The organism is Streptomyces desertarenae, from assembly GCF_042681365.1.
Taxonomy (GTDB): Bacteria; Actinomycetota; Actinomycetes; order Streptomycetales; family Streptomycetaceae; genus Streptomyces; species Streptomyces desertarenae.
This window is the reverse complement of record NZ_JBHUFU010000002.1, coordinates 253,393-279,606: the sequence shown is the minus strand read 5'-3', so window position 1 is coordinate 279,606 and position 26,214 is coordinate 253,393. Positions and strand designations below refer to the sequence as shown.

Here is a 26,214-nt window from a genome sequence, read left to right as displayed (position 1 = left end):
GGGTCGGTGCCGCCGGACCCGCCGGTCTCGCCCGCACCGCCGGAGCCGCCCGTCGGGTCGGTGCCGCCGGACCCGCCGGTCTCGCCCGCACCGCCGGAGCCGCCCGTCGGGTCGGTGCCGCCGGACCCGCCGCTGTCACCGCTGTCGCCTCCGGGGCCCGGCTCCGGGGCGGGGCCGGGGGCCGCCGGGCAGGTGCCGCCGTTCGGCACCCAGGCGAACCGCACCACGTAGGACTGCCCGGGCTCCAGGATGATCGAGCGGGGTTCGAGCCGGGGATCGGGCAGCCTGTCCGCCCTGTCGCCGGGGGTGTGGTCGACGACGCTGACGCCGGAGGGGTCGGCCGTCCCCGTGACGGCGGCGCTGACCGTGTCGGGGCCCTTCACCTTGCAGGAGGAGTCCGAGATGTTGGTGATCCGGAAGGAGCCGTACACCTGCCCGCCGGCCCCGGGCGCCTCCAGGGTGGTGCCCCCGTCGCCGAGCTGCGAGCGCAGGCAGCTCGGCGAGGTGGGGCCGAGGGTGTCGTTGGCGTCGGGGGAGGGGCTGTCGCTCCCTCCCGAGGGGCCGGCCGACTCGGAGGGGGCGGCCGCGCCGTCGCCGGGGCCTCCGTCGCCGTCCTGTCGCGCGCTGCCGCCGCCCTGGACGCCGGCCTGGCTGCCGCCGTCCTGGTCGTGGCTGCTCGCGGCGCTGGTGGTGCTGCCGTCCAGGACCCGGGAGACGACGCCGCTCTGCATCAGGGCGGGTGTTGCGATGCCGACGACGAGCGCCGCCGCGACCGCGCCGACCGTCATCTGCCGGCGGCGGGCCCGGCGGGCGGGAACGGCGACCCGGAGGTGTTCGAGGGAGCCGGGGGACGGCTCGACCTCGCGGACGGCGTCGTGCAGGAGCGTCCGCAGCGCCTGCTCGTCCAGGCCCAGCAGGTCGGGACCGCCGTCCGGTTCCGGTCCGTCCCCGGCCCGGCCCCGCAGCGGGACCGCCGCCCGCTCCCCGTCCTCACCGCGCGGCCCGGCACCGGGGCCGTCCTCACCGCGCGGGCCGCGCCGTTCCTCGTGCCGACCGTCCCCGGGCCCGTCGCCCTCGGAGCGGCTCTCCTCGCCCGGTCCGCCCTCCGGCCGGGCGCCCTCCGCCCCGCCGGTGCCGGCCGCCTCCTCGGCGCCGTGCCGCTCGTCGCCGGGCCGTACGGCGTCCGGCTTCCTGTCGCCGCTCATGCGGGCGCCCCCATGGCGACCCGCAGTGCGGCGATGCCGCGCGAGCCGTAGGCCTTCACCGAGCCCAGCGAGATGCCGAGCGTCTCGGCCACCTGGGCCTCCGTCATGTCCGCGAAGTACCGCAGGACGAGCACCTCCCTCTGGCGGCGCTGGAGTTTGCGCAGCGCCCTCTTCAACTCGTCCTGCTCGATGCGCGCGTACGCGCCCTCCTCCGCGCTCGCCATGTCGGGCATCGGCTTGGAGAGGAGCTTCAGGCCGAGGATGCGGCGGCGCAGGGTGGAGCGGGAGAGGTTGACGACGGTCTGCCGCAGGTACGCCAGGGTCTTCTCCGGCTCGCGCACCCGGCTGCGTGCCGAGTGGACCCGTATGAACGCCTCCTGGACGACGTCCTCGCAGGAGGCGGTGTCGTCCAGGAGCAGGGCGGCGAGGCCGAGCAGGGAACGGTAGTGGGCGCGGTAGGTCTCGGTGAGGTGGTCGACTGTGGTGCCCGCTGCCATCGCGCCGTCAGCGTCCCTCGGCTGCGCGGGGAGCTGCGGGGCCGGCCGGGACGCCGACCAGGGCGCGATCACGGGCATGCTCCTGCCCGGTGCGCCGCTGCGACCGGGTGCCCGCACGGGCGCCGTTGCGATTCCGAGTGCCTCTGCCACGCAAGTTGGACACGCTGCCCCCCGTCAGGGTTGTACGCGCGGGCCGTCGTTTCCGTCGATGAGCCGAAGGACCCCATGCGCACCACCTCATCCTCTCTGCCGCCGTGTCGGCGCCCTCGAGTTCCGGCAGTGGGAAAGGAGACGCCTGCGCCCGTGCTGTGGTTCCGGGCATGCGGAGTCAGAATCCTCACGCAGGAGGTTGGTATGGATCAAGCGGTTCACGGGATCGGTTCATCACAAGTTCTTCACGAACCGCTCCGGCGTGTCCGGTCCGTCCCGGATGCCACCGCGCGTCCCACCGGCGCCGGACCGCAGCCGCGCCGGTGCGGGGCCCTCCTCCGCGGCCGCCCCTCACGGCAGCCGGGGCCGGCCCTCCCGGAGCTCGGCGGCGATCAGCTCGCCGATCTGCACGGTGTTGAGGGCGGCGCCCTTGCGGAGGTTGTCCCCGCACACGAAGAACTCCAGCCCCTGAGGGTCGTCCAGGGAGCGCCGGATGCGCCCGACCCAGGCGGGGTCGGTGCCCACCGCGTCGGCGGGGGTGGGGAACTCGCCGGCGGCCGGGTCGTCGCAGACCACCACGCCGGGCGCGCCCGCCAGGATCTCGTGCGCCTTCTCCGCGGTCACCTCGTTCTCGAAGCGGGCGCGGACGGCCGCCGAGTGGGTGGTGACGACGGGGACGCGGACGCAGGTGGCCGAGACGCGCAGCCGCGGCAGCCCGAGGACCTTCCGCGACTCGCCGCGGACCGCCAGCTCCTCGGTGGTCCAGCCGTCCCCCGCGAAGGAGCCGGCGAAGGGGACGACGTTGAGCGCGATCGGCGCCGGGTAGGGGCCGGTGTCGCCGACCGTCCGGCGCAGGTCGCCGGGTTGGGTGCCCGCCTCCGTGCCGGCGACGGCGGCGAGCTGCTCGCGCAGGGTGTCCACGCCGCACCGGCCGGAGGCGGAGACGGCCTGGTAGGAGGCGACGGACAGCTCCTCCAGGCACCACTCGGCGTGCAGGGCGCCCAGCGCGACGATCATCGTCAGGGTGGTGCAGCAGGGGCCGGCGACGATGCCGCGCGGCCGGACGCGGGCGGCGCGGGCGTTGACCTCGGGCACCACCAGCGGGACGTCCGGGTCCATGCGGAACGCGGCGGAGCCGTCGACGGCCACCGCTCCCCGGGAGACCGCCGCGGGCGCCCAGTGGGCGGCGACCTCGCCGGGCACGGCGAAGAGCGCGACGTCGGCCCCGTCGAAGACGTCCTCCGCGAGGGCGAGGACCTCGACCTGCTCGCCGCGCACGGTGAGCTTGCGGCCCGCCGAGCGCTCCGAGGCCACCAGGCGGATCTCCCCCCAGACGTCCGCGCGCTCCGACAGCAGGCCCAGCAGCACGGTGCCCACGACACCGGTCGCGCCGACGACGGCCAGGGTGGGCCGTCCGGCGCGACCGGTGCCGCCGCGGGGGAGTCCCCCGGCGGGGTTCATCGCCCGGTGCCCCCGTAGACGACGGCCTCGTCGCTCTCGCTGTCCAGACCGAAGGCGGTGTGCACGGCCCGGACGGCCTCGTTGACGTCGTCCTTGCGGGTCACGACCGAGATGCGGATCTCGGAGGTGGAGATCAGCTCGATGTTGACGCCGGCGCCCGACAGCGCCTCGAAGAAGGCGGCGGTGACGCCCGGGTTGGTCTTCATGCCCGCGCCGACCAGCGAGATCTTGGCGATCTGGTCGTCGTAGCGCAGGGAGTCGAAGCCGATGCCGGCCTTCGCCCTCTCCAGTGCCTCGATGGCCCGGCGGCCGTCGGTCTTGGGGAGGGTGAAGGAGATGTCGGTCAGGCCGGTGGACGCGGCGGAGACGTTCTGCACCACCATGTCGATGTTCAGTTCGGCGTCCGCGATGGCCCGGAAGATCTTCGCGGCCTCGCCCGGCTTGTCCGGCACCCCGACGACCGTGATCTTCGCCTCGGAGGTGTCGTGCGCGACACCGGAGATGAGCGCCTGCTCCATCGGCTGGTCCCCTTGCGGTTCGTTGCCGACCCACGTGCCCTGCAGCCCGGAGAAGGACGAGCGGACGTGGATCGGGATGTTGTAACGGCGTGCGTACTCGACGCAGCGGTGCAGCAGCACCTTGGAGCCGGAGCTGGCCAGCTCCAGCATGTCCTCGAACGAGATCCGGTCGATCTTGCGGGCCTTCTTCACGACCCGCGGGTCGGCGGTGAACACGCCGTCGACGTCGGTGTAGATCTCGCAGACCTCGGCGTTCAGCGCGGCGGCCAGCGCCACCGCGGTGGTGTCCGAGCCGCCCCGGCCCAGGGTGGTGATGTCCTTCTTGTCCTGGGAGACGCCCTGGAAGCCGGCGACGATGGCGATGTTGCCCTCGTCCAGCGCGGTCTGGATGCGGCCCGGTGTGACGTCGATGATGCGGGCCTTGTTGTGGACGGAGTCGGTGATGACGCCGGCCTGGCTGCCGGTGAAGGACTGCGCCTCGTGGCCGAGGGCTTTGATCGCCATCGCCAGCAGCGCCATGGAGATCCGCTCCCCGGCGGTCAGCAGCATGTCGAACTCGCGCCCCGACGTGATCGGGGACACCTCTCCGGCGAGATCGATCAGCTCGTCCGTCGTGTCACCCATCGCCGACACCACGACGACCACCTGGTGGCCGTTCTTCTTGGCTTCGACGACTCGCTTGGCGACGCGCTTGATGCCTTCGGCATCGGCAACGGAGGAGCCGCCGTACTTCTGCACGACAAGGCCCACGTGCGCTCCTCGTAATTCTGTCTTCCGGGGCCCCCGTGCAGGGGCCCGACGGTCGGCTCAGTCTACCGAGCAGGCCCTTTCCGGCCCCGCCTCCACCACATGGTGAGATGTCCCGCCCACGGGGCAGCGCGGCGCGGCGCCCCTTCGCACCGGCTCAGCGGGCACCCATGCCCGCTCACACCGCCTTCACACGGAAACGTTGCGCAGCTCACATCCGGGGAGGGGGAAGCGTCCGGCGCCCCTCCCGCCGTCCGCCCGCCGAAAACACGCCCGTCGTCACCCGAACGGCCCTTCTGCGGTGCTCCCGGATGGACGCGCGCGGTGCCGTGCCGCTGGATGGACCACGAGAGGCGGAAGGCACGGACGCCGGGAGGTCGAGTGCGACAGAGGCGTTCCGGTCCGGGCCTGGCCGCGTGGTCACACCCAGGAAGGCATGGAGAACACATGCACAAGAACACCGCAGCGGTCGCGACCGCTCTCGTCCTCGCCCTCGCCCCCGCGACGACCGCGGTCGCCCAGCCGGCGGCCGACGCCGCGAGGGCGTCCGCACCGGTGGCGGCGTCCGCGGAGGCGCCCGGGGCGCAGGAGCACCTGGCCCAGAACGAGGACGACGACGGCGGCGGCAACGGCGGCCTGTGGGGCCTGCTCGGCCTGCTCGGCCTGCTCGGCCTCATCCCCCGGAAGAAGAAGGACACCACCGACCACCGATCGCGGAACACCGGCATGTGACCGGTGGCGCACCGCCGCGGCCCCGGACGACGGTTCCGGGGCCGCGGCATCCGCCCTCCCGCACGGCCCGCGCACGGTCGGCACACCGGCCGTGGGCGGGCCGCGCAGCCCGCGCATGGCCCGTCCCGTCCGGGGTACTGCGAACAGCCCGCGGCGGTACGGCGCCGCAGCCGGCACGGACGAGGCACGGGAGGCGGAAGCCATGAATCACCTGGCACGTGCGGCGCTGGTCCTGGCAGGTGCCGGGGCCGGTGCGGCCGTCCTGCGCAGGAGGACCTCCTCGCGCGGGGACGCGCGGCGCGACGACCGCTGGCTGGTGGTCACCATCGACCGCGCCCCCACCGACGTGATGCCCCGGAGCGCACCGCCCGAGCCGCTGGACGAGTTCGGCGACGCCCTGGAGGTCACCGTGCGGCCCGCCCCCGGCGACCGCGGCACCGAACTGGCGGTGCGCCTGCGCGATCCGGAGTCCCGGTCCGGCTCCTCGCTGCCGTCCCGGCTCGCGGGCCGCGACCCGTACCAGGAGGTTCGCCGGGCGCTGCGGGAGGCGAAGTCCCTGCTGGAGGCCGGCGAGGTGATGCTGCCGGACGCGCCGCCGACCGCGCGGGAGGACGGCCTGGGCGGGAAGCTCGTCGGACTGGCGACGCGGCGCGCCGGCGGGGAGGGAGTGCTGTGAGGGCGCTGTGCTGGGAGGGCGTCAACAAGCTCTCGGTCGAGCAGATCCCGGATCCGGAGATCCGCAACGACCAGGACGTCGTCGTGCGGCTGCTGCTGGGCACCACCTGCGGCTCCGACCTGCATCTGATCGGCGGTTACGTCCCCGCCATGAAGGCCGGGGACGTGATCGGGCACGAGTTCGTCGGCGAGGTCGTCGAGGTCGGCTCGGCGGTGCGCCGCCACAAGGTCGGCGACCGGGTGGTGGTGTGCTCCTTCATCGGCTGCGGCCGCTGCTGGTACTGCCGGAACGACCTGTGGTCGCTGTGCGACAACACCAACACCAACCCCGGGGTGGGCCAGGCGCTGTTCGGCTACGAGTCCGGCGGGATCTTCGGTTACTCGCACGCCATGGGCGGCATCCGCGGCAGCCACGCCGAGTACGTGCGGGTGCCCTTCGCCGACTACGGCGCCTTCACCGTCCCCGAGGGCGTGGACGACGTCAGCGCGCTGTTCGCCTCCGACTCCGTCCCCACCGGGTGGATGGGCGCCGACCTGGGCGGGGTGAAGCCCGGTGACGTGGTCGCGGTGTGGGGGTGCGGCGCGGTCGGGCAGATGGCGGCGCGGGCTGCGATCCTCATGGGCGCCGAGCGCGTCATCGCCATCGACCGCATCCCCGAGCGGCTGGCGATGACGGAGGAGTTCATCGGCGCCGAGACCATCGACTACACCACCACCGACGTCGCCGCCGAACTGCGCGAGCGTACCGGCGGCCGGGGCCCGGACGTGTGCATCGAGGCCGTCGGCATGGAGGCCCACAGCACCGGCCCCGACTACCTGTACGACCAGGTCAAGCAGCAGTTGCGACTCCAGACGGACCGGCCCACCGCCGTGCGCCAGGCGATCCACGCCTGCCGCAAGGGCGGTTCGGTCTTCGTGCTGGGCGTCTTCGGCGGGGTGGTCGACAAGTTCCCGCTGGGCGCGGTGGTCAACAAGGGGCTGACCCTGCGCGGGGCCCAGCAGCACGGCCAGCGGTACGTCCCGATGCTGCTGGACCGCATCGCGGCGGGCGAGATCAGCACCTCGCACCTGGCGACCCACACCATGTCGCTGGACCGGGCGCCCAAGGGCTACGACATGTTCAAGCACAAGAAGGACGGTTGCGTGCGGGCCGTCTTCCACCCGTAGGGCCGCGGGTGCGGGCACCGGCAGGGCCGCGGGCGGGCGTCCGTCCGCGGCCCTGCGCCGGTGCCCGCGCCGGGTCACGCCCCCGCGGCCGACGGCTGCGGTTCCCGGCCCCCGGTCCCGCCGTCCGCTCCCCGTGCCGGGCGGCCCGCCGGGCCGGCCCCGCGCCCCGCCGCGCCGGGTGCGGGGGCCGGCCCGCCCCCCGTGGCCCGGCGGCGCGCGGGGGCGAACGGCCCCGCCAGGCGGCAGCCCCGGCACTCGCCGTGGCCGGTCATGGGATCCTTGACCCGCCAGTCCCACTGGTCCGCCGGGCGAGGGCCGCTCGGCTTGCCCCAACCCGCCAGGTGCAGCACCCAGGTGACCAGTCCGCCGGCGGCGACCACCGCCAGACCGATCCCGATGCCCGGGGGCCAGGCCGCGCACAGGGCGACTCCTGCCCCCGCGCATCCGGTCAGCGCGAGGACGGTGCCCGTCCATCCCGCCACGGTGTGGCCCAGGTCGTATGCGTCGTCGTGCAGGCCGCTCATGTGCCCTCCTGTTCTTCCGGGGCGGGTCGACCCAAAACATCTTAGCTCGCTTACTAATTATCTTAGATACTAAGGAGAATGTGGATGGAGGGCAAGGCCCGCCCCGAGGCCTCGGCCGAGCAGGCGCTGGGGGCCATGGACCGGCTCATCGCGCTCAGCCTGGTCGGGCAGCACGGCATCGCCCAGCGCCTCGGGCTGAACGTCACCGACCTGACCTGCCTGGGCCACGTCCTCGGAGCGGCCGGGAACGGCCGTCCCCTCACCGCCGGGGAGCTGGCGGCCCTGGCCGACCTCACCAGCGGCGCCGTCACCGGGGTCCTGGACCGCCTGGAGCGGGCCGGGTACGCCCGCCGGGAGCCCGACCCGACGGACCGCCGGCGGGTGCGGATCGTCCCCGAGGAGGCGGCCGTCGAGCGGACCGCGGAGGTGTACGGGCCCTTCTACGAGGCGCTGTCGGAGCTGTTCGCCGACTACACCCCGGACGAGGTGGCCGTCCTCAACGACTGGTTCGCCCGCGCCGCCGAGCTGATGCGGGAGCGCCTGGACGAGTTGCGCTCCCCCGGCGGGAGCCGCTGACCCCGGCGCGCCCGTCCGCGCCACCCGCAGGGGTCACCGGATCGGCCTACCCCTGGCGCATCCGGCCCGCACACGTCACCCTGTGTTCCTGTAGGTGACACTCCGCACACACGGGAGGCCGGCCATGGTCACGACCGGACGGCATGTCGACGGGGAGCGGCTCAGGGTCGCGGAGGAGGCGGCGGACGCGCTGCGGAAGGCGCTGCGCCAGGCGGGCGTCACGCTGCCGTCCCTCCGCGTCGACCTCGTCTCGTACGCGGGCCGGGCGGCCGACCCGCCGCTGGTGGAGCTGGGGCGGTGCACACCCGACACGGCGCGCCGGCTGGCCGACGCGCTGCGGACCGCCGGCGCGCGCGGGGAACCGCCGCCCCGGGGCCGCGAACGCGCCCCCGGCCGGAGCCGCGGGCACGACCACGACTTCGGGAGGCGACTGCCGTGAGCATCCGCACCGTCATCCGGTTCGCCGACTGGACCCTCGCCCCCGACCGGGAACCCGACGCCGAGCCGGTCACGTACGCGATGGAGTGCGCGGTGTGCGGCCGGCGGTCCGGGACGAGCGTGGACTTCGCCGACGTCCAGGACTGGACGTTCCGCCACGCGGGCCGCAACCCCTCCCACCACACCTACCGCGAGGTCGTCCACCGCCCCTGGCGCGCGTGGATGCCCTGAGGCGGCCGTCCGGGGCGGTCCCAGGAGGCCGGTGGGGATGCTCCGGACGCCGGTGGCGGTGGTGCCGGAGGTGGTGGTGCCGAGCAGCGGGCGGTCCGCGAACAGGTCCGCGCGGCCGCCGCAGGTGGCGCCGGCCGCCGGCACCCGGGCCCCGAACCGGTCGCCCGCCTCCGGTGCGCCGGCGATCCCGCCGCCGGACCGGGTGGTACCGGTGCTACCACCGGGACGGCTGCGGAGCCGCCGCGCCGGATGTCCGCGGAACCGCTCCCGCGGGACTCCCGCGGGCGGCCGAGCGCGATGTCCCCGCAGCCGTCCCGGTCGGGGTCGGCCACCGTGCCGGAGGCGTCGAAGCCCGTCTCCTCACCGGCACCGGGCTTCGGCGTGGCGCTCCGGGGGAGGGCCGGGCCGCCCCGGGGCGGGCGGCGGTGCGCCCGGAGCCCGGGGCCGGTCCGCGGGCGGGGGCTCAGGCCTCAGTCGAGGGTCGGCTTGATGCCCAGCGGGGCGGCGATCTCCGCGGCCATCACCGCGCCCGCCTCCCTCTCCAGCTGGCTGTCGTCGGCACCGGCGTCGGTGTCCAGGCCGTCGAGCTCGTCCAGCGGGGTGTCCAGGCGGACGTGGGCGACCAGCGACTGGAGGGCGCGCAGGGCCGCCGAGGCCGTCGGGCCCCAGTTGGAGAGGTAGGAGAACTGCCACCACCACAGCGCCTCGCTGATCCGCCCGGCACGGTAGTGGGCCATGCCGTGCCGCAGGTCGGTGAGGACGTCGGCGAGGTCGTCGGAGATGCGGCAGGCGACCGGGGCGCTGCGCGCGTACGGGTCGAACACCTCCGAGTAGACGTCCACCGGGTCCAGCAGCCGGGCCAGCCGCATGCGCAGCTCGTCGACGTCGGGCTCCGGCCCGGTGTCGGGCTCGTACCGCTCCTCCGGGACGATGTCCTCGTGCGCGCCCAGCCGGCCGCCGGCCAGCAGGAGCTGGGAGACCTCCAGCAGCAGGTAGGGGACGGCGCTGTCCGGCTCGTCGCCCCTGGCCACCTCGGTGACCGCCACGATGAAGCTCTCGATCTGGTCCGCGATCTGCACCGCGAAGTCGTCCGGGTCCCGGCCCGGGTTCCTGGTCTCCGGCATGGCTTCAGACATCGAGCAGTCTTCTCCCCTCGAAGGCACGTCCCAGCGTGACCTCGTCGGCGTACTCCAGATCTCCTCCGACGGGAAGGCCGCTGGCCAGCCGTGTCACGCGCAGACCCATGGAGGACACCATGCGCGCGAGGTAGGTGGCCGTCGCCTCCCCTTCGAGGTTGGGATCCGTGGCCAGGATCAGCTCGGTGACGGTGCCGTCGGCGAGCCTGGCCAGCAGTTCCCGTATCCGCAGATCGTCCGGTCCGACTCCCTCGATCGGGCTGATCGCGCCGCCGAGCACGTGGTAGCGCCCCCGGAACTCGCGCGTCCGCTCGATCGCCACGACGTCCTTGGGCTCCTCCACGACGCAGATGACCGACGGGTCGCGGCGCGGGTCCTGGCAGACCCGGCAGCGCTCGGCCTCCGCGACGTTGCCGCAGACCTCGCAGAACCGGACTTTCTCCTTCACCTCGGTCAGTGCGTGGGCGAGCCGGCGCACGTCCGCCGGCTCGGCCTGGAGGATGTGGAAGGCGATCCGCTGCGCGCTCTTCGGACCGACGCCGGGCAGCCTGCCCAGCTCGTCGATGAGGTCCTGAACAACGCCTTCGTACACGGCCGCCTACTCCACTCTTCCTACCGCTTGCCCTTGCCGCTCGTGCGGTCCCCGCTCCGACCGTACGCTCGTATCCGGTTTTCCGTGCGGCATGCTCCGGGGTGCCGCACCCCTCCCGTACCCTCCGGGAGTCCCGCGAAGACCCCCGCCCGCCGCCTCAGAACGGCAGGCCCGGCATCCCGCCCAGCCCCTGGGCGAGCGGGCCGAGCTTCTGCTGCTGAAGCTGCTGCGCGGCGGCACCGGCGTCGCGGACGGCCGCCAGGACGAGGTCGGCGAGGGTCTCGGTGTCCTCCGGGTCCACCGCCCTGGGGTCGATGACGAGGCCCTTGAGCTCGCCGGCCCCGCTCACCGTCGCCTTCACCAGGCCGCCGCCGGCGGAACCCTCGACCTGGGACTCGGCCAGCTCCTGCTGGGCCGCGGCGAGGTCCTGCTGCATCTTCTGGGCCTGCTGAAGCAGCTGCTGCATGTTGGGCTGACCACCACCGGGAATCACGGCTTCGCTCCTGGCTCGTCGACGACGTGTGCGTACGTGTACCTGCCTCGTACTCCGTAACCCTGAGCGTACGCGCTTCCCCCGCCTCCCGGCCCCGCAATGCCGCGGTCACCCCGCTTCCGGCGCACAGCCGTCAGGCGGGCGTCACTCGTGGTACATCTCCTCCAGCACCGTCGCGCCCAGCTCGCGCACGATCAGCTCGTGCCCGGACAGGGCCGTCTCGTCCAGATCCGGATCGTCCTCGGCCGGCACGTCGTCCTCCGGCGCCACGTGGGCGGGGGCCGGCGGCCCGGCCTCGCCCCCTTCCGCGGGCGCCTCGCCGCCCGGAGCCCGGTGCGCCGGCCGCGGCGGGGAGGACGGCGCGGCGGGGGGCAGGGGCGCAGCCGGCGGGGACGGAGCCGCGGCGGGCGGCGCCGCGGCCGGCCGGAAGGGGCCCGGAGCGGCCTGACCGGACGGCGCGGCCGCGCCGGAACCGGCCCCACCGGACGGATCGACGACGGTCTCGATCCGCCACTGGACGCCGAAGGCGTCGGCCAGCGCGGCGCGCAGCACCTCCTCGCTGCCGCCGTTCACGAAGCTGTCCCGGGCTCCCTGGTTGGAGAAGCCGAGCTGGAGCGTGCCGCCGTCGAACCCGGCGACGTGGGCGTTCTGGCTGAGCAGGATCCACGTGAACCGGCGGCGGCCCTTGACCGCCTCCAGGACGTCGGGCCACATCTGGCGCACCTGCGCGGCCCCCTGGCCGCCGCCCGGGGCCGCCGGGGCGCCCTGGGCCGGCTGGGGGGCGGGCGCCGGGGCGTGGGGCGCGCTCCCGCGGGCGGCGGGTGCTCCGGGCTGCCCTCCGCCTCCGGCCGGGGCGGCCGTCGGCCAGGCGCCGGGGCGCCGCTCGCCCTCCGGGCCGCCGGCGCCCCCGTCGCCGCCGGCCGGGCCGGGGGCGCCGGACGGGCCCGGGGTCGCGGCCGCGGGCCAGGCACCGGGCCGCCGGCCGCTCTCCTGGGCGGGCGGGGGAGCCGACTGCCGCGGCCCGGGCTGCGCGGGGGCGGGCGGAGGAGCCGGGGCGGGCGGAGGAGCGGCCGCTGCCGCGGGCGGGGGGGCCGGAGCCGCCGGGGGCGGAGGGGCGGCCGGTCCCGGCCCGGGCGGCACGGGGGCGGGGGCGCCGAGGCCGCCCGCCAGGCCCACACCCCGCTCCAGCCGGTCCAGCCGGGCCTGGAGCGAGCGCTCGTCCCCGTAGGCGGCGGGCAGCAGCACCCGGGCGCAGATCAGCTCCAGCTGCAGCCGCGGCGAGGTGGAGCCGCGCATGGCCGTCAGGCCCTCGTTGACGATGTCCGCCGCCCGGCTCAGCTCGGCCGGGCCGAAGACGGACGCCTGGGCCGCCATCTTCTCCGCCACGTCGGCCGGGACGTCGATCAGGCCCTTCTCCGTCGCGTCGGGCACGGCCGACAGGACCACCAGGTCGCGCAGCCGCTCCAGCAGGTCGGCGACGAACCGCCGCGGGTCGTGGCCGCCCTCGACGACCCTCTCGACCACTCCGAAGGCGGCGGCACCGTCCCCGGCGGCGAAGGCGTCCACCACGTCGTCCAGCAGCGCGCCGTCGGTGTAGCCCAGCAGCGACGTGGCCATGGCGTACGTCACGCCGTCCTCGCCCGCCCCGGCCAGCAGCTGGTCCATCACGGACATCGAGTCGCGCACGGAGCCGGCGCCGGCGCGCACGACCAGGGGCAGCACCCCGTCCTCCACGGGGATCGCCTCGCGCTCGCACACCTCGGCCAGGTAGTCGCGCAGGGTGCCCGGCGGCACCAGCCGGAACGGGTAGTGGTGGGTGCGCGACCGGATCGTGCCGATGACCTTCTCCGGCTCGGTGGTCGCGAAGACGAACTTCAGGTGCTCCGGCGGCTCCTCGACCACCTTCAGCAGGGCGTTGAAGCCCGCCGGGGTGACCATGTGCGCCTCGTCGATGATGTAGATCTTGTACCGGCTGGAGGCGGGTCCGAAGAACGCCTTCTCGCGCAGGTCGCGGGCGTCGTCCACACCACCGTGGGACGCGGCGTCGATCTCGATGACGTCGATGGAGCCCGGGCCGTTGCGCGCCAGGTCCCGGCAGGACTGGCACTCGCCGCACGGCTGCGGCGTCGGGCCCTGCTCGCAGTTCAGGCAGCGGGCCAGGATGCGGGCGCTGGTCGTCTTCCCGCAGCCGCGCGGCCCGCTGAAGAGGTACGCGTGGTTGACCCTGTTGTTGCGCAGGGCCTGCTGCAGGGGATCGGTGACGTGCTCCTGCCCGATGACCTCCGCGAAGGTCTCGGGTCGGTAGCGGCGGTACAGCGCGAGGGACGACACGCATCCGACGATATCGGCCCGCACCGACAACCGGGCCCGGGAACGTCAGCGCCCCTCACGCACCCGCCAGAGCTCACCTACCCTTGCTGCCTTCCGGCCCTGGGGGAGTTCAGCGAGATGGCGCCACGTGAGGGGCTGCGCCCAGCCTACCGGATGCCGGGCGGTGCCAGGGCCACGGGGCGCCGTGAGGGAGGCCACGGGGGCCGGGCGGGGATCGGGTTCGCGACCACTCCCCCGCGTCTTGTATTGTTTGCGGCGGAGGATTCGCCTAGAGGCCTAGGGCGCACGCTTGGAAAGCGTGTTGGGGGCAACCCCTCACGAGTTCGAATCTCGTATCCTCCGCCAGTGCCTCACCGGGCACGATGTCGAAGGGCCCCACCGTTCGCGGTGGGGCCCTTCGACGTGTTCCGTCTCAGTTTCCGTCTCAGTCGGTCCCCGGAGCATCCCAGAGGGCGTCGCCGACCTGCTGGGCCGCCTTCCGCAGCATCGGTCCGGTGATGTGCATGTAGCGGGCCCGCATCCGGGCGGCTCCCCCGGGCTCTCACCCCATGATCGCGTCCACGACGACATCGGGGACGCCGAGGACCAGGAGGACGGTCGCCGCGGTGTGGCGAGCGTCATGCAGCCGGCCGTCTCTCACGCCCGCGTCCCGTAGGAGCTGCTTCCAGACGTGGTAGTCGGTGTTCGGGCTCAGCGGCCCACCGGTCTGAGACGCGAAGACGTAGCCCTTGCCCTCCCAGGCCGAGCCCGCCGCGAACCGTTCCGCCTCCTGCGTGTCGCGGTGCCGGCGCAGGATTTTGATCAGCGGATCGGGCAGGCCGACCGTGCGGCGACCGGCACGGGACTTCGTGGTCTTGTGCTCGCGCCGCACCTGCTCGCGCTGAGGGCAGTAGCCGGCCATCCTGCCGCAGGTGTCGCCGCACCCGTGCCGGTACTTCGGCCGGAGACGGCTCCGGCGGATGCGCAGATAGCCCGCGTCCAGGTCCACGTCCTCCCACTGGAGGCCCAGCGCCTCACCCTGCCGGAGGCCGAGCGCCAGGGCGACGACCCAGCGCGCGCTGTTGCGGAGCTTGGACGCCTCCAGCAGCAGGCTCTGCATCTCCTCGATGCTGTACTCCAGTCTGACTTTGCGCGGTCTTGCAGTGGACCCGGCTGGGAACGGGTACGGCCACCGCGTGATCATCGGTTGGTGTGTGGACAAACGAAGATCGTGCGGTGGCTACGGGCCATGGCGTAAACTCCGCCCGCTGGCGGATGAGCTCAACCAGATCATGGCCCGGCTCGCGGGGCGATTCGGGCGGGTTGGGCCGCGGGCAACCGCCCGCGCCTATCTGCTCGGCCTGCCGTCGAGCGCAAGAACTGCTGGCAGCTGGCCGAACAGGCCGGTCATGTTCGGCCCGGGCCGATGACGTGTGAACCGTCCCGGGACCGGTGCAGGTGGTCAGCCCTGGTCACGGTCGACTCCGCGCAGCTCGAGGCAGGCCAGAGCCTCCATCAGGCCCGGAGCGGTTCACATGCCGCAGCAGGGACCATAACCATGTGCATAGCGGTAGCCGTGCAGTCTTGCGTCTGAAGGTGTGCTTTCGCCCGGATTCAGGGCGCGAGGACGGTCAGCCGCAGCAGCGCGGCCAGGCCCAGGAGCACGGGGAATACGTACCACCACCGGCGCAGGTGCCCGGCCCTCACGAACCCCCGGGTCAGCAGCGCGGAGACACCGGTGACCGGCAGCACCAGCCCCGCAGCGATGCCGGAATGGGCGGCAGCGTCCGGTTCCCACGGATTGGCGGTCCCGGACATGTACGCCAGGAAGAGGAGGTAGCCCGCCACCGCATGCGCCGGGAGCAGGAGGACCGCACCCGCCACGGTGCCGGCGCGGCCGGTGGTGTTCGGCCTCCGTCCGCCCCGCGCCGGGGCGGGGGAGGAGGCTGCATCGCTCATTTCAGTGCCTCTTTCGCCTGGTCCAGCTTCTGATCGAAACCCCGGCCGTACGCCTGGGCGTCGGGGCTTTCGTAATAGGGGCCGCCGTTGTAGCGGGCGGCGAGTTCCTGCATCTGCTCGCGGGTCATCTGCTCCGGGGGTACGTCGGCGAAGCCGCTCTCGGCCTTGAGCTGAGCCAGGTACTCCGAGGCTATGAAGATGTTCTGCGCGGGGTCCTTGATCGCCTCGACGACGGTGCTGCGCTGCGTGTCGGTGAGGTTGCCGGGATCGTAGCCCAGAACCTCCGCGGCCCGGCGAACCTGGATGGCCATCGGCCCCATCGAGGTCCTGTCGGAGTCCTCGCTGCCGGGAAGGATCTTGCGCCCCTCGTAGGCCGCGTCGTCCAGCCAGCCGGGGTCGCCCGCCACCTCCTGCCAGGCGATCCCGGCGACCATCTCGGGCGGCAGCCCGGAGTCCTCGGCGGCGGCCTTGATGAGCTGCCTGTTGGCCGAGATGTACGTGCGCCGGTCCTCGTCGGAGGTCGACGGCAGCCAATAGTTGTTCCCCTGGCCCTCGGGCAGGCCATCGATTCTGGTCCGGATCCGGTACAGAGTCTCGGAGGCCACCACGTTCTCACCAGTGGTGGGGATGGCGTCCACCTTCGTGCCGGAGCCGGGGAGCTGGACGTTGGGGTCGTCGGCGGCCTGCCGTACCTCGGGGCGCAGGGCCTTCAGGCCGTCGAGGAACTTCAGCGGGTCCGGAACGGTGCCGCGGAAGTCGGGCAGGGACCGGTAGGCCGCCCTGATATCGGCAACGCACTTCTCGCGGGCCTCCGACTCCACCCGCAGGGCGTCGCCATAGTGGTCCTTGGTCTTGTTGTAGTAGTCCTCGGCCTCTTCGCGGATCGCGTCGACGTCGACGGTCAGCTCCGCCAGGAAGTCCAGGAAGCCGGTGCTGGCCCGCAGGTCCTCCCACTGCCGCAGCGGCTCGGCCGCGCGGGCCGTCGGCCACCCGGTCTTCTCGACTGGGAACTGGTCGCATTCGGCGACCCCCTCTCCGACCTGGCCCGGCTGCCGGTCCGCCTTCGGCTGGAAGACCTGTTGCCGGTCATCGACCTCGTGCAGGTCCATGAGACACCCACCGAACGCCGTCTGCGCCTGCACTGGAGAATCCACCGACTCGACGACGCGGCTCTGGTTTCGCCGAGGTGAGAGCCGAGTCAACGCCGCTCCGGGAACGTCACAGACGGCCTCCGGACAGAGCGTTCCGCTCGCCTTGGTCTCAGTTCCGGTCTCATTCGGCTCCGTCCGGCCCCGTCCAGAGGGAGCCGAACCGAATACTCCGCCGCAGGTCAGGACACCTACGGCTCCCACCGGACGCCCGTGCGAACATTTGGAAAGCGTGTTGGGGGCAACCCCTCACGAGTTCGAATCTCGTATCCTCCGCCAGTGCCTCACCGGGCACGATGTCGAAGGGCCCCACCGTCCGCGGTGGGGCCCTTCGACGTGTTCCGTCTCGGATGCCTGCTCGGCCGCCGGCGGCGTGCTCCGGGCCGACCGGCCGGCCCCGGTCCGTCAGCCGGGCCGCTGGGTGCGGCTCTCGTGGGCGAGCCCGTCCGGACGGACAGCCGCGCCCGGCCCGAGGGGAAGGACCAGGGCCCGCAGCAGCACGGGGTCGGACGGCCGGAGGACCGCCGGGTCGGGCGGCCTGCGGATCGCTCCGACCTCCTGCCATCCCCACGACAGGAAGGCGTCGAGGGCCGCGGAGTCCGCCTGGTCCACCAGCGTCGCCCCGAGCGAGGCGTGGTGGTCGGCGAGCAGGCGCTGCTGGAGCCGGCGGGCGAGGCCCGGGTCGCCCGTGCGGGGATGTACCACGGTCTCGGTGATCGCGAAGACGTGTCCGGACGCGGTGAGTTGTTCGACGGCCTGGGGGAGGGGTCCCTCGAACCCCCGCCACCACGCTCCCTCGCGCCCCGCGGCGGCTGTTCCCGCCGGGCCGGGTGCGTCACAGCGCACCGTCCGCGGCGGCGGGGATCCGGCGCGGCGGTACCTGAGCGACGTGGACGGGGTGGAGCAGGAAGCCGGAACCGGTGACCTCGGTGACCCGGACCATGGTCGGCGGCGGGTAGTGCAGTTGCAGGGTCGTTCCGGCCTCGGTGGCGAGCCGGGACGCCGCGAGGAAGGCGTTGAGTCCGCTGCCGTCGCAGAAGGTGACCGCCGTGAGGTCGACGTCGACGGCGCGGATGCCGTCACGCAGGCATTCGGCCGGCGCGATGCGCACCAGCGGGGTCGTGGTCAGGTCGATCTCTCCCACGAGGGTGATCAGTGCGCGGGTGCTGCGGTCGTGCCGGTGGACGTTCAGCTGTGGAAGGGCCATGGCTCCTCGATTCGGACGGCCCGCCGCAGAGCACCGCGAGGCAGGCCGGGTCGGCCCTCGAGGCGTACCGCCGGTACGGGGGTGCGCGGTGGCGGGGTGAACGGCCGGTCCGGCGGCCCGAGTTTCCGGACGCGGTGGCCGGCCCGGTCGTACGGGGATGCGCCGGGGGGACCGGGCGGAGGGCCCGCCCCCGCAGGCACCGTGTCCGGGTGGTCGTGTGCTGCCGGGGTCCGGTCCGGGACGTCCTGCCGGAAGCGCGGTCCGTGGACCGGGCGGCCGGGCGGCCGGAACCGGGTTGCGCTCAACGTCGCGCGGACGGCCCCTCCGCGCAGGGCGGTTCGAAGATGCGGCGCCGGGGCCGTCCCCGTCGCGGGGCCGTCGGCAGGACCGGATCCGGCTCTGCCGCGTACCTCCTGCGGCACCGTAGGCGTCGGTCCCGGGGCAGCGGTTGTGGAAGGCGGCGACGCGCTCACCGTGCCGCGAGTCGGGCGGGTGGACGGGGAACGCATCCGGAGCAGTCGGCACCGGGGCCGCGGCCCCGGGCGCGAAGGAGCCTCGCGGCCCTCACACCACCCCCGGCCGATTCGGCGTCGCGGCGGTGACCTCCGGGCTCCGCGGACGCGAGGCCGGAACCGCGGGCCTCACGCCCCCTTCGGAGTCCCGGACCACCTCGACGGCCCGGTCGGCCTCGTCCGCCGTCCGCAGGCGCGCCGCCTCCTCCGTCAGCCGGCTCGCGGTCGACGTGCCCAGCGGGTCACTCGCGGCGGCCATCAGCCAGGCGGCCGAGACGGGGTTCGTCTGCGGCGGGATCACCAGCAGGTTCCAGTGGCCCACGTGGTACGAGAGCAGCAGCAGCGCGTGCGGGTCCTGCTCGGCCAGGAACCAGCCCACCTTCACCACGTGCCCGGCGACGGGCACCTTCCGCGGGACGACCGGCCAGTGGACGGGGTTCACCGTGACCCGGGTGATCCGCCCCCACAGCGGATCGAGGACGGCCGTCAGTGCGGGGAGCTCCGCCCCGAGGTCGCGGGAGCGCGGCCACCAGGCGCCGTCCAGCGGAGCCGGTGCGGAACCGGCGGGAGCCAGCGACAGGCGCAGGGGAGGAGAGGAGGAGTGGTCTTCGGATACCGGCGGGTGATGGATGGTCGCGGTCATGACGCGGACCCTGCCCCCGGGCCGGCGCAGCCGGCCCAGCGTATTCGGTCACCGAAAACGACACCGGCGTGGAGGCCGGTGCGCGAAGTATCCTCGGTGTTTCCAGCGTACTCCTCGAACGGGCCGAACGGACCGGACAGGCCGAACGGATTGTGCGGACCGTGCGTCCGACGGGCGAACCGATCCTCGCGCCCCTTCCCCGGAACAGCGCTTCCAAGGCCGCGTCCGGGGCACGGTGACCCCCTCTCGGCCCTTCGGCGTTCCCCGCCGCCCCGGCCGTCCTGCGGCGCCGCTACGATCGCCCGTCGTGGACTGGCTCGAGCGTGTCGCGGGGCTGCGGCAGTGGACCCGGGGTGGGACGCGCGCACCGCACAAGCCCCTGCTGCTCCTGTACGCCCTCGGCCGGTTCCGGGAGGACTCCGCCGGCGAGCTGCGCTACAGCGCGGTGGAGGAGGACCTCGGGCGGCTGCTGGCCGAGTACGGGCCGCCCAACGCGACGACCCCCGCCTACCCCTTCCACCACCTGACCGGCGACGGGGTGTGGGAGGTCCGCACCGACCGCGGGCCCGGCAGCCCCGGCACCGGAGTGCGGGAACTGCGCGCCTCGGGAGCCGCGGGCCGGCTGGTGCCGGAGCTGCGGGCGGCGCTGCGGCGCGATCCGCAGCTGCTCGGCCGGATGGCGCAGCTCCTGCTCGACCTGCACTTCCCGCCGTCGCTCCACGGTGAGCTGTGCGCGGCCGTCGGTCTGGAACCGGGGCCGGTGGAGGCCGTACGGCTGCCGGCCGGCCGGCGGCAGCGGGACCGCCGGATGCGGGAGCTGGTGCTGACCGCCTACGAGTACCGGTGCGCCTTCTGCGGCTACGACGGCAGGATCGGCGCGGTGCCGGTCGGGCTGGAGGCCGCGCACGTGCGCTGGTGGGCGTACGACGGGCCGGACGAGGTCGACAACGGCCTGTGCCTGTGCTCCCTGCACCACAAGCTGTTCGACAAGGGCGTGCTCGGCGTCGGCGACGGCCACCGGGTCCTGGTCTCCCGGCACTTCGCCGGGGGGAGCCGGCCGGCCCGCGACCACGTGACGGCGCTCGCGGGCCGCCCGCTGCTCGGCCCCCGGCCGGGCGCCCGCCCCGTCGCCGCGGCCCACCGGGCCTGGCACCTCCGGCAGGTCTTCCACGGCGCCCCGCGCGCCGCCTCCGCGAGCTGACCCGGACCGGGGATCAGGGCCGGGGATCAGGGCCGGAGGTCGGGCCGGTCGCGGCCGCCGCCCGGACGGCCGGGGCGCGCGGCGCCCGGCGGGCGGGCCCCGCGCACGCCCCCGCCGGGGTGCCGCCCCCGGTCACCTGCGCAGCATCTCGTCCAGCGCGTCGCCCGCCGCCGAGACCGCGGCGTCGAAGGGCTCGATGACGAGGTCGACCCGCGCGGCGCGCAGTTGCTCGGCGGCCCGGCGGCTGTGGGCGGTGAAGGCCGTTCCGCCCCGGTACCGGTGGTGCCGCAGGCCGTGCAGCAGGATCTTGTTGGTCTCCAGCAGCGGGATGGTGCTGATCACGCAGCGCGCCCGGGCCAGCGGCAGGGTCTCCAGGAAGTGCACGTCCTCGGCGCTGCCGAAGACGGCCGTCACCCCGTCCCGGTCGTTGCGCCTGACGCGGTGGGGGTCGAAGTCCACCGCCAGGACCCGGTGCCCGGAGGCGGTGAGCCGGTCGGCCAGCGGGCCGCCGAAGCGTCCCAGTCCGTAGAGGATCACGTCGACGTCTCCGTGGCCCCCGGCGGGCTCCCGGCGTCCGGGCGCCCTGTCGATCCTGCCCAGCAGGTGTTCCAGGCGCCGGCAGATCCGCTGGGAGTAGAGGATGAGGTAGGTGGAGCCGCCGATGGTGACCAGCCCCACGATGGTGATCAGGCTGACGGCGGCCCGGTCGATGTGGCCGAGGCCGTGGCCCAGCGCGGCCAGGATCAGGGAGAACTCCGATATCTGGGCGACCGTGAGCCCGGTCAGGAAGCCCACCCGTGCCGGGTAGCGCAGGGCGGCCATGATCAGGAGGACGATCAGCGGGTTGCCGACGAGCACGAAGAGGGAGAGGACCACCGCCGCGGTGATCTGCTCGGCGGCGCCGGCGAACTCCAGCCGGGCGCCGAGCTGGAGGAAGAAGAACAGCAGCAGGAAGTCGCGCAGGCTGACCAGCCGGGCCCCCAGGGCGTCGCGGTAGGTGGTGGGGGCCAGCGAGACGCCCGCCAGGAACGCCCCGACCTCCGAGCCGAAGCCCAGCCACTGGCTCAGCGCGGCGACCGAGACGGCGTAGGCCACCCCGAAGAGCACCAGCAGCTCCTGCGAGCGGGCGACGTGGTGCAGCAGGCGGGGCAGGACGTACCGCATCAGCAGCACGGCGCCCGCCAGCAGTCCCAGGCCCTTGGCGAGCACCAGCGCGATGCTCAGCGGCACGTTGCCGCCCGAGCGCTGCCCGAAGGCGGTCAGCGCGATCATCACCAGCACCACGACGATGTCCTGGACGATCAGGAGGCCCACCGCGATGCGGCCGTGGAGCTGCTCCAGCTCCCGTTTGTCGGAGAGCAGCTTCACGATGATGATCGTGGAGGAGAAGGTGAGCGCCACCGCCACGTACAGGGCCGTCACGGCGTCCATGCCCAGGGCCAGCGCGATCAGCCAGCCGAAGACCGAGGTGAACAGTACCTGGCCGAGGCCGGTGGCCAGCGCGACCGGCCCGGTGGCGCGGACCAGGTGCAGGTCGAGCCGGAGGCCCACCAGGAACAGCAGGACGGCGATGCCCAGCCGGGCGAGCAGGTCGACGGTGCCCTCCGCCTCCACCCAGCCCAGGCCCGTGGGACCGACCACGATGCCGGCGCCGATGAAAGCGACGATCAGCGGCTGCCGCAGCAGGGTGGCGAGCAGGCCCACGGCCGCGGAGAGCGCGAGGACGGCGGCGACGAGGGAGAAGTCGTGCGGTTCCATGGCCTGGCTCGTTCCAGGGGTGGGTCGCGGGGGCGGGGCACCGGCGTGCCCGCGGGGCGGGTGCCCGCGTGGAGCACCGCGGCCGGCGGCCCCGGGCGGGAGCCGGCCCGGGCGGGGCCGTCCGGTGTCCGCCCCCGTCAGGCCCCGTCAGGGCCCGTGCCCGGGGACGGCCGACACCTCGCGGGGGCACCTCCGCCATCGCGTGCCGGGCCGCGGGGAGGGTGCCCGGGGGAAGCCGGCCGGCGGTCTCCCCGGCCCTCTCGGGCAGGTCCGCGGCCATCGGCGCCGCCGGGGCGGCATCGGGTACACCGGCATCACCCCCGACGGACGGCTTCTGTCCAAGATTAGTGCTTTTCTCCCCTTCGGCACCCGCGCCGGCGGTCCCGTCCCCGGGAGGTTTCGCCGCTTCCCGCACGGACACCCGCCCACTCTCGCCGGAAGGAACGAAGGCCCCGCCTCGGACGACGCCTTCGCGGACCACCCGCACCACGTCGGCACCGACGAGACGAACGGACACGGAAGAGAGGCGTCCCATGAAAGCCGTCGTCTACAAGGAACCGTTCAGCGTGGCCGTCGAGGAGGTCGACGACCCCCGCATCCAGGACCCCACGGACGTGGTCATCGAGGTCACGACGTCGGCCATATGCGGTTCCGACCTGCACATGTACGAAGGCCGTACCGGCGCCGAGCCGGGCATCGTGTTCGGCCACGAGAACATGGGGGTCGTCCGGGAGGTCGGCCCCGGCGTCGCCACGGTACGCGAGGGGGACCGGGTCGTCCTGCCGTTCAACGTCGCGTGCGGCTTCTGCAAGAACTGCCTGGCCGGGAAGACGGGCTTCTGCCTGACGGTCAACAAGGGGTTCGCGGGCGGCGCCTACGGCTACGTCTCGATGGGCCCCTACACGGGCGGGCAGGCGCAGTACCTGCGGGTGCCGTTCGCCGACTTCAACTGCCTGCAGCTCCCCGCGGGGGACGAGCACGAGGACGACTTCGCCCTGCTCGCCGACATCTTCCCCACCGGTTACCACGCGACCGAGCTGGCGGAGGTCTCCCCCGGGGAGACGGTGTGCGTGTTCGGCGCCGGGCCGGTCGGGCTGATGGCGGCCTACTCCTCGGTGCTGCGCGGTGCCTCGCGCGTCTTCGTCGTCGACCGGCAGCCGGACCGGCTCCGCCTCGCCGGGCGGATCGGCGCGACCCCGATCGACTACAGCGAGGGCGACGCCGCCGAGCAGATCATGGAGCACACCGGCGGCGAGGGCACCGACAAGGGCATCGACGCCGTCGGCTACCAGGCCACCGTCGCCGAGGGGGAGGAGCAGCCGGCGATGGTGCTCAACACCCTCGTCGAGAGCGTGCGTCCCACCGGGATGCTGGGCGTCGTCGGACTGTACGTGCCCTCGGACCCCGGCGGCCCGAGCGAGAGCGCCAAGAAGGGCGAACTCCTCTTCCGGATCGGCAGGTTCTTCGAGAAGGGCCTGCGGATGGGGACCGGCCAGGCGAACGTCAAGGCGTACAACCGGCAACTGCGCGACCTGATCATCGCGGGCCGGGCCACCCCGAGCTTCGTGGTCTCCCACCGGCTCCCGCTGGACGACGCCCCCGACGCCTACCGGCGCTTCGACCGCCGGGAGGACGGCTGGACCAAGGTCCTGCTCCGGCCCGGGATGAGCGACGGGCACCGGAAGGAGAAGGCCGCCGCTTAGGGAACGCGCGGGGCGGACCGGCCGGCCCGGTCCGTCCCTCAGCCGAGCCACACCTCGGCCACGGCCCGTGCGCAGGCGGCGGCCTGCGCACGGCCCGCGCGTGCGGCGGCCTCCCTGCGCGCCGGGTCCAGGGCGTCGCGGCCGAAGGCGCGGCGGGCGGCGGCGTCCGGGGTGAGCAGGACGACCCTCGCGCCGCCCGCCCGCAGTTCGGCGGCGTGCCGGGCCGCGGGCACGCCCGGTCCGCCGGGGACCGGGGCCAGGACCGCGATCCGCCGGTGACCGCGGGCCAGGTCGGCGTTGGTGGTGGAGCGCACTCCCCCGTCGACCCACCGGCGTCCGCCGATGTCGAGCGGCGGCCACACCCCCGGCAGCGTGCCGCCGGCGGTGACCGCCCGGAGCAGGCCGACTCCGCTGCCGGAGTGGAAGGCCGTCACCTCGCCGGTGTGCGCGTCGGCGGCGGCCACGTGCAGCGGGCGGTCGGGCCAGTCCCGTACCGGCAGCATCGCCCGCATGGCCGCGAGCGCCTCCTCCTCGGAGACGGTGCGGGCGGCCGGCGCCACCCGGCCCAGGCGCCGCGCCGCCGCCTCCGGGGTGCGGGAGACGAGCGCCGCCCACAGGAACCGCAGGACGACGGGGAACGGGACCTCGACGGCCGGCTCCTCCCCCCGCCGGGCCGGCGGCTGCGCGAACAGCTCCGCCGGGGGCGTCCCGGACGCGACCCGCGCGCCCAGGATCGCGCCCGCCGAGGTGCCGACCACCAGGTCGGCGTCGGTGAGGTCCACTCCGGCCTCGGCCAGCCCGGCCAGGATCCCGGCCTCCCAGCCCTCCGCCGTGTACCCGCCGCCGCCCAGCACCAGCGCCTTCCCGCCCATGCCGCTCCCCCCGCCCTTCCGGCCGTTCCCCCGGCCCGCGCCCGAGCAAAACGAGGAGTAGTCCCCGCTTCCTTCGAGACCGTAGCACCGAAAGCGGGGACAACTCCACACTTGCCCGGGGCCCCTCCGGCACCTGGCGTACGCTCGCACGACCGGAACGCCCGGCGAAGCCCCCGGGCGCCGGACGCACGCACCACGGGCACCACAGGCAGGAGAGACCATGGCCGCGCAGCAGACCAACTGGGCCGGGAACGTGCGGTTCGCCGCCCGCGCCCTGCACCGGCCGGCGACGCCGGAGCAGCTCCGGGAGATCGTCGCCGGCAGCGACCGCGTCCGGGTGCTGGGCTCGGGCCACTCCTTCAACCGGATCGCCGACACCACCGGCGACCTGGTCAGCCTCGACGACCTGCCCCGCACCGCCGAGGTCGACTCCGCGGCCGGGACGGTCCGGGTCGGCGCCGCCACCCGGTTCGCCGAGCTGTGCCCCGTGCTGCGGCGCCACGGGCTGGCCCTGCCGAACCTGCCGTCCACCCCGCACTTCACCCTCGCCGGCGCCTACGCCACCGGGACCCACGGCTCGGGTGACACCGGCGGCACCCTGGCCGCCGCCGTGCGCTCGGTGGAGCTGGTCACGGCCGACGGCCGGGAGACCGTCCTGACGCGGGGCGACGACGACTTCGAAGGCGCCGTCGTCTCGCTCGGCTCCCTCGGTGTCGTCACCGCCCTCACCGTGGAGACCTGCCCGGCGTTCGAGGTCGAGCAGCACGTCCACGAGGGGCTGCCCTGGGAGGTGCTGACGGAGCGCCCGCAGGAGGTGCTCGAAGCCGCCTACAGCGTCAGCGTCTTCACCGACTGGGCCGACTCGGTGCGGGTGTGGGTCAAGCGCCGCGCCGGCGACCCGCTGCCCGACCTGGCCGCGGCCGGCGCCCGGCGGGCCGACGGCCCCCGTCACCCCATCGAGGGCATGCCCACCGGGAACGCCACCGAGCAGCTGGGCGTCCCCGGACCGTGGGACGAGCGGCTCCCCCACTTCCGCGCCGGGTTCATGCCCAGCGCCGGGGACGAGTTGCAGTCGGAGTACTTCGTGCCCCGCCCCGCTGCCGGCGGGGCGGTGGCCGCCCTGCGGGAGCTCGGCCCGCTGCTGGCCCCCGTCCTGCAGGTCTCCGAGATACGCACCGTGGCCGCCGACCCGCACTGGCTCAGCCCCGCCCACGGCCGCGACAGCGTCGCCTTCCACTTCACCTGGACGTCCGACTCCCGCGCCGTCGCGCCCGTCCTGCTCCGCGTCGAGGAGGCGCTCGCCCCCTTCGGTGCGCGCCCCCACTGGGGGAAGCTCTCCTCCACCGATCCGCGGGTGCTGCGCGCCTCCTACCGGCACTGGGAGGACTTCCGCGGCCTGATGCGCCGGTACGACCCGTCGGGCACCTTCCGCAACGCGCTGGTGGACCACTGGTTCGCAGCCGGGGAAGACGGCGGCCGGGAGGCCGTCCGGGCCGGCGACTGACCGGCGCGCGGACGAGCGCCCGACGGCGCACGGGCGCAACGGCTCCCCCGTACCGGGCCAGTTCCGTCCGGCTTATTCCCACCGGGGCGGCCAGTCGCTACCTTCCCTTCCACCGCGTCCGCAACCCGGACACGCGGTCCCTCACGACGAACAGCTCTGTCCCCGCTGTCGTACCGGAAGGAACCTCCCGTGCAAGCACCTCCCCGCAGGGACGGGAAGCGCAGACTCCTCGCGGCCGTCGCGGCCGCCGCGCTC

24 protein-coding genes, 1 tRNA gene, 1 other RNA gene and 3 pseudogenes are annotated in these 26,214 nt (G+C 74.3%); 11 read left to right on the top strand and 18 right to left on the bottom strand.

Going from position 1 to position 26,214, the window contains the following annotated elements:
• The 4 genes and pseudogenes from ACFSJS_RS05435 to ACFSJS_RS05420 form a co-directional block, all read right to left on the bottom strand.
• Nucleotides 1–1,205: pseudogene (locus ACFSJS_RS05435) on the bottom strand (hypothetical protein); the annotation flags it as partial.
• Entirely contained in the window at nt 1,202–1,774 is a 573-nt protein-coding gene (locus tag ACFSJS_RS05430; protein ID WP_380897595.1) for a SigE family RNA polymerase sigma factor, read from the bottom strand. The gene ACFSJS_RS05430 and the pseudogene ACFSJS_RS05435, both read right to left, overlap by 4 nt.
• A 429-nt stretch (nt 1,775–2,203) precedes the next feature.
• Entirely contained in the window at nt 2,204–3,313 is a 1,110-nt protein-coding gene (locus ACFSJS_RS05425; protein ID WP_380897302.1) for an aspartate-semialdehyde dehydrogenase, read from the bottom strand.
• Nucleotides 3,310–4,581, bottom strand: coding sequence for an aspartate kinase (locus ACFSJS_RS05420; protein ID WP_380897300.1), 1,272 nt, complete (start codon nt 4,579–4,581; stop codon nt 3,310–3,312). Before ACFSJS_RS05420 ends, ACFSJS_RS05425 begins: the two co-directional genes overlap by 4 nt.
• A 444-nt stretch (nt 4,582–5,025) precedes the next feature.
• On the opposite strand from ACFSJS_RS05420, the gene ACFSJS_RS05415 reads away from it, so the two are divergent.
• The 3 genes from ACFSJS_RS05415 to ACFSJS_RS05405 all read left to right on the top strand — a co-directional run bounded on the left by ACFSJS_RS05415 (nt 5,026) and on the right by ACFSJS_RS05405 (nt 7,152).
• A complete protein-coding gene (locus ACFSJS_RS05415) occupies nt 5,026–5,310 on the top strand; it encodes a WGxxGxxG family protein (RefSeq protein WP_380897298.1) in 285 nt (94 codons plus the stop codon).
• Nucleotides 5,311–5,512: 202 nt separating this feature from the next.
• On the top strand, nt 5,513–5,986 hold the full coding sequence (locus tag ACFSJS_RS05410; protein WP_380897296.1) for a hypothetical protein: 474 nt from the start codon (nt 5,513–5,515) through the stop codon (nt 5,984–5,986).
• The gene (locus ACFSJS_RS05405) at nt 5,983–7,152 is read left to right on the top strand and encodes a zinc-dependent alcohol dehydrogenase (RefSeq protein ID WP_380897294.1); all 1,170 of its coding nucleotides are present in this window, start codon (nt 5,983–5,985) and stop codon (nt 7,150–7,152) included. The genes ACFSJS_RS05410 and ACFSJS_RS05405 overlap by 4 nt, the downstream gene beginning before the upstream one ends.
• Before the next feature lie 74 nt (nt 7,153–7,226).
• Here the strand turns inward: ACFSJS_RS05405 and ACFSJS_RS05400 are convergent, their stop codons facing one another.
• On the bottom strand, nt 7,227–7,676 hold the full coding sequence (locus ACFSJS_RS05400) for an HGxxPAAW family protein (RefSeq protein WP_380897293.1): 450 nt from the start codon (nt 7,674–7,676) through the stop codon (nt 7,227–7,229).
• Nucleotides 7,677–7,760: 84 nt separating this feature from the next.
• On the opposite strand from ACFSJS_RS05400, the gene ACFSJS_RS05395 reads away from it, so the two are divergent.
• From ACFSJS_RS05395 to ACFSJS_RS05385, 3 genes are all read left to right on the top strand, one after another.
• Nucleotides 7,761–8,252, top strand: coding sequence for a MarR family transcriptional regulator (locus tag ACFSJS_RS05395; protein WP_380897291.1), 492 nt, complete (start codon nt 7,761–7,763; stop codon nt 8,250–8,252).
• A gap of 124 nt (nt 8,253–8,376) precedes the next feature.
• Complete coding sequence (locus tag ACFSJS_RS05390) at nt 8,377–8,691, top strand: hypothetical protein (protein ID WP_380897289.1); 315 nt, start codon at nt 8,377–8,379, stop codon at nt 8,689–8,691.
• Complete coding sequence (locus ACFSJS_RS05385; RefSeq protein ID WP_380897287.1) at nt 8,688–8,921, top strand: DUF7848 domain-containing protein; 234 nt, start codon at nt 8,688–8,690, stop codon at nt 8,919–8,921. The genes ACFSJS_RS05390 and ACFSJS_RS05385 overlap by 4 nt, the downstream gene beginning before the upstream one ends.
• Before the next feature lie 470 nt (nt 8,922–9,391).
• On the opposite strand, the gene ACFSJS_RS05380 is transcribed toward ACFSJS_RS05385, so the two are convergent.
• From ACFSJS_RS05380 to ffs, 5 genes are all read right to left on the bottom strand, one after another.
• Nucleotides 9,392–10,057, bottom strand: coding sequence for a DUF5063 domain-containing protein (locus ACFSJS_RS05380; protein WP_380897284.1), 666 nt, complete (start codon nt 10,055–10,057; stop codon nt 9,392–9,394).
• Nucleotides 10,050–10,649, bottom strand: coding sequence for a recombination mediator RecR (recR, locus tag ACFSJS_RS05375; RefSeq protein ID WP_093657343.1), 600 nt, complete (start codon nt 10,647–10,649; stop codon nt 10,050–10,052). The genes ACFSJS_RS05380 and recR overlap by 8 nt, the downstream gene beginning before the upstream one ends.
• Nucleotides 10,650–10,806: 157 nt before the next feature.
• Nucleotides 10,807–11,142 (bottom strand): YbaB/EbfC family nucleoid-associated protein, encoded by a 336-nt coding sequence (locus tag ACFSJS_RS05370; protein ID WP_380897280.1) that lies wholly within the window; start codon nt 11,140–11,142, stop codon nt 10,807–10,809.
• A 144-nt stretch (nt 11,143–11,286) separates the two neighbouring features.
• Nucleotides 11,287–13,473 (bottom strand): DNA polymerase III subunit gamma and tau, encoded by a 2,187-nt coding sequence (locus ACFSJS_RS05365; RefSeq protein WP_380897279.1) that lies wholly within the window; start codon nt 13,471–13,473, stop codon nt 11,287–11,289.
• Nucleotides 13,474–13,514: 41 nt separating this feature from the next.
• Nucleotides 13,515–13,613: signal recognition particle sRNA small type (ffs, locus tag ACFSJS_RS05360), an RNA gene on the bottom strand.
• A 117-nt stretch (nt 13,614–13,730) separates the two neighbouring features.
• On the opposite strand from ffs, the gene ACFSJS_RS05355 reads away from it, so the two are divergent.
• Nucleotides 13,731–13,818 (top strand) — tRNA-Ser (locus ACFSJS_RS05355).
• A gap of 79 nt (nt 13,819–13,897) precedes the next feature.
• Here ACFSJS_RS05355 and ACFSJS_RS05350 read toward each other — a convergent pair.
• Nucleotides 13,898–14,587: pseudogene (locus ACFSJS_RS05350) on the bottom strand (site-specific integrase); the annotation flags it as partial.
• Between the two features lie 157 nt (nt 14,588–14,744).
• On the opposite strand from ACFSJS_RS05350, the pseudogene ACFSJS_RS28030 reads away from it, so the two are divergent.
• Nucleotides 14,745–14,881, top strand: a pseudogene (locus tag ACFSJS_RS28030) (IS701 family transposase); the annotation flags it as partial.
• Between the two features lie 185 nt (nt 14,882–15,066).
• Here the strand turns inward: ACFSJS_RS28030 and ACFSJS_RS05345 are convergent.
• The 5 genes from ACFSJS_RS05345 to ACFSJS_RS05325 all read right to left on the bottom strand — a co-directional run bounded on the left by ACFSJS_RS05345 (nt 15,067) and on the right by ACFSJS_RS05325 (nt 18,921).
• A complete protein-coding gene (locus ACFSJS_RS05345) occupies nt 15,067–15,411 on the bottom strand; it encodes a hypothetical protein (RefSeq protein WP_380897277.1) in 345 nt (114 codons plus the stop codon).
• Complete coding sequence (locus ACFSJS_RS05340; RefSeq protein WP_380897275.1) at nt 15,408–16,520, bottom strand: hypothetical protein; 1,113 nt, start codon at nt 16,518–16,520, stop codon at nt 15,408–15,410. The genes ACFSJS_RS05345 and ACFSJS_RS05340 overlap by 4 nt, the downstream gene beginning before the upstream one ends.
• A gap of 444 nt (nt 16,521–16,964) precedes the next feature.
• On the bottom strand, nt 16,965–17,264 hold the full coding sequence (locus tag ACFSJS_RS05335; RefSeq protein WP_380897273.1) for a hypothetical protein: 300 nt from the start codon (nt 17,262–17,264) through the stop codon (nt 16,965–16,967).
• 130 nt (nt 17,265–17,394) lie between these two features.
• Nucleotides 17,395–17,766, bottom strand: a complete 372-nt coding sequence (locus tag ACFSJS_RS05330; RefSeq protein WP_380897271.1) for an STAS domain-containing protein — start codon at nt 17,764–17,766, stop codon at nt 17,395–17,397.
• A gap of 564 nt (nt 17,767–18,330) precedes the next feature.
• On the bottom strand, nt 18,331–18,921 hold the full coding sequence (locus ACFSJS_RS05325) for a DUF5994 family protein (protein ID WP_380897269.1): 591 nt from the start codon (nt 18,919–18,921) through the stop codon (nt 18,331–18,333).
• Nucleotides 18,922–19,228: 307 nt separating this feature from the next.
• On the opposite strand from ACFSJS_RS05325, the gene ACFSJS_RS05320 reads away from it, so the two are divergent.
• Nucleotides 19,229–20,122, top strand: coding sequence for a phosphorothioated DNA-binding restriction endonuclease (locus tag ACFSJS_RS05320; RefSeq protein WP_380897267.1), 894 nt, complete (start codon nt 19,229–19,231; stop codon nt 20,120–20,122).
• Nucleotides 20,123–20,254: 132 nt separating this feature from the next.
• Here the strand turns inward: ACFSJS_RS05320 and ACFSJS_RS05315 are convergent, their stop codons facing one another.
• Complete coding sequence (locus ACFSJS_RS05315) at nt 20,255–21,880, bottom strand: cation:proton antiporter (RefSeq protein ID WP_380897265.1); 1,626 nt, start codon at nt 21,878–21,880, stop codon at nt 20,255–20,257.
• A 533-nt stretch (nt 21,881–22,413) separates the two neighbouring features.
• On the opposite strand from ACFSJS_RS05315, the gene ACFSJS_RS05310 reads away from it, so the two are divergent.
• Nucleotides 22,414–23,583: a glutathione-independent formaldehyde dehydrogenase gene (locus ACFSJS_RS05310; protein WP_380897263.1), complete on the top strand. Its 1,170-nt coding sequence runs from the start codon at nt 22,414–22,416 to the stop codon at nt 23,581–23,583.
• Between the two features lie 38 nt (nt 23,584–23,621).
• Here the strand turns inward: ACFSJS_RS05310 and ACFSJS_RS05305 are convergent, their stop codons facing one another.
• Nucleotides 23,622–24,455 carry a patatin-like phospholipase family protein gene (locus tag ACFSJS_RS05305; protein ID WP_380897262.1) on the bottom strand — a complete coding sequence of 278 codons (834 nt, stop codon included), beginning with the start codon at nt 24,453–24,455 and terminating at the stop codon, nt 23,622–23,624.
• A gap of 220 nt (nt 24,456–24,675) precedes the next feature.
• Here ACFSJS_RS05305 and ACFSJS_RS05300 point away from each other — a divergent pair, with 220 nt between their 5' ends.
• A complete protein-coding gene (locus tag ACFSJS_RS05300; RefSeq protein WP_380897260.1) occupies nt 24,676–25,959 on the top strand; it encodes an FAD-binding protein in 1,284 nt (427 codons plus the stop codon).
• Nucleotides 25,960–26,214 lie beyond the last annotated feature (255 nt).

What these genes read in the sequence shown, in the direction of transcription:
- ACFSJS_RS05390 (WP_380897289.1), top strand. Translation starts at nt 8,377, where the DNA reads ATGGTCACGACCGGACGGCATGTCGACGGGGAGCGGCTCAGGGTCGCG.
- ACFSJS_RS05330 (WP_380897271.1), bottom strand. Translation starts at nt 17,766, where the DNA reads ATGGCCCTTCCACAGCTGAACGTCCACCGGCACGACCGCAGCACCCGC.
- ACFSJS_RS05425 (WP_380897302.1), bottom strand. Translation starts at nt 3,313, where the DNA reads ATGAACCCCGCCGGGGGACTCCCCCGCGGCGGCACCGGTCGCGCCGGA.
- ACFSJS_RS05415 (WP_380897298.1), top strand. Translation starts at nt 5,026, where the DNA reads ATGCACAAGAACACCGCAGCGGTCGCGACCGCTCTCGTCCTCGCCCTC.
- ACFSJS_RS05305 (WP_380897262.1), bottom strand. Translation starts at nt 24,455, where the DNA reads ATGGGCGGGAAGGCGCTGGTGCTGGGCGGCGGCGGGTACACGGCGGAG.
- ACFSJS_RS05325 (WP_380897269.1), bottom strand. Translation starts at nt 18,921, where the DNA reads ATGACCGCGACCATCCATCACCCGCCGGTATCCGAAGACCACTCCTCC.
- ACFSJS_RS05340 (WP_380897275.1), bottom strand. Translation starts at nt 16,520, where the DNA reads ATGGACCTGCACGAGGTCGATGACCGGCAACAGGTCTTCCAGCCGAAG.
- ACFSJS_RS05400 (WP_380897293.1), bottom strand. Translation starts at nt 7,676, where the DNA reads ATGAGCGGCCTGCACGACGACGCATACGACCTGGGCCACACCGTGGCG.
- ACFSJS_RS05300 (WP_380897260.1), top strand. Translation starts at nt 24,676, where the DNA reads ATGGCCGCGCAGCAGACCAACTGGGCCGGGAACGTGCGGTTCGCCGCC.
- ACFSJS_RS05345 (WP_380897277.1), bottom strand. Translation starts at nt 15,411, where the DNA reads ATGAGCGATGCAGCCTCCTCCCCCGCCCCGGCGCGGGGCGGACGGAGG.
- ACFSJS_RS05395 (WP_380897291.1), top strand. Translation starts at nt 7,761, where the DNA reads ATGGAGGGCAAGGCCCGCCCCGAGGCCTCGGCCGAGCAGGCGCTGGGG.
- ACFSJS_RS05315 (WP_380897265.1), bottom strand. Translation starts at nt 21,880, where the DNA reads ATGGAACCGCACGACTTCTCCCTCGTCGCCGCCGTCCTCGCGCTCTCC.
- ACFSJS_RS05410 (WP_380897296.1), top strand. Translation starts at nt 5,513, where the DNA reads ATGAATCACCTGGCACGTGCGGCGCTGGTCCTGGCAGGTGCCGGGGCC.
- ACFSJS_RS05380 (WP_380897284.1), bottom strand. Translation starts at nt 10,057, where the DNA reads ATGTCTGAAGCCATGCCGGAGACCAGGAACCCGGGCCGGGACCCGGAC.
- ACFSJS_RS05310 (WP_380897263.1), top strand. Translation starts at nt 22,414, where the DNA reads ATGAAAGCCGTCGTCTACAAGGAACCGTTCAGCGTGGCCGTCGAGGAG.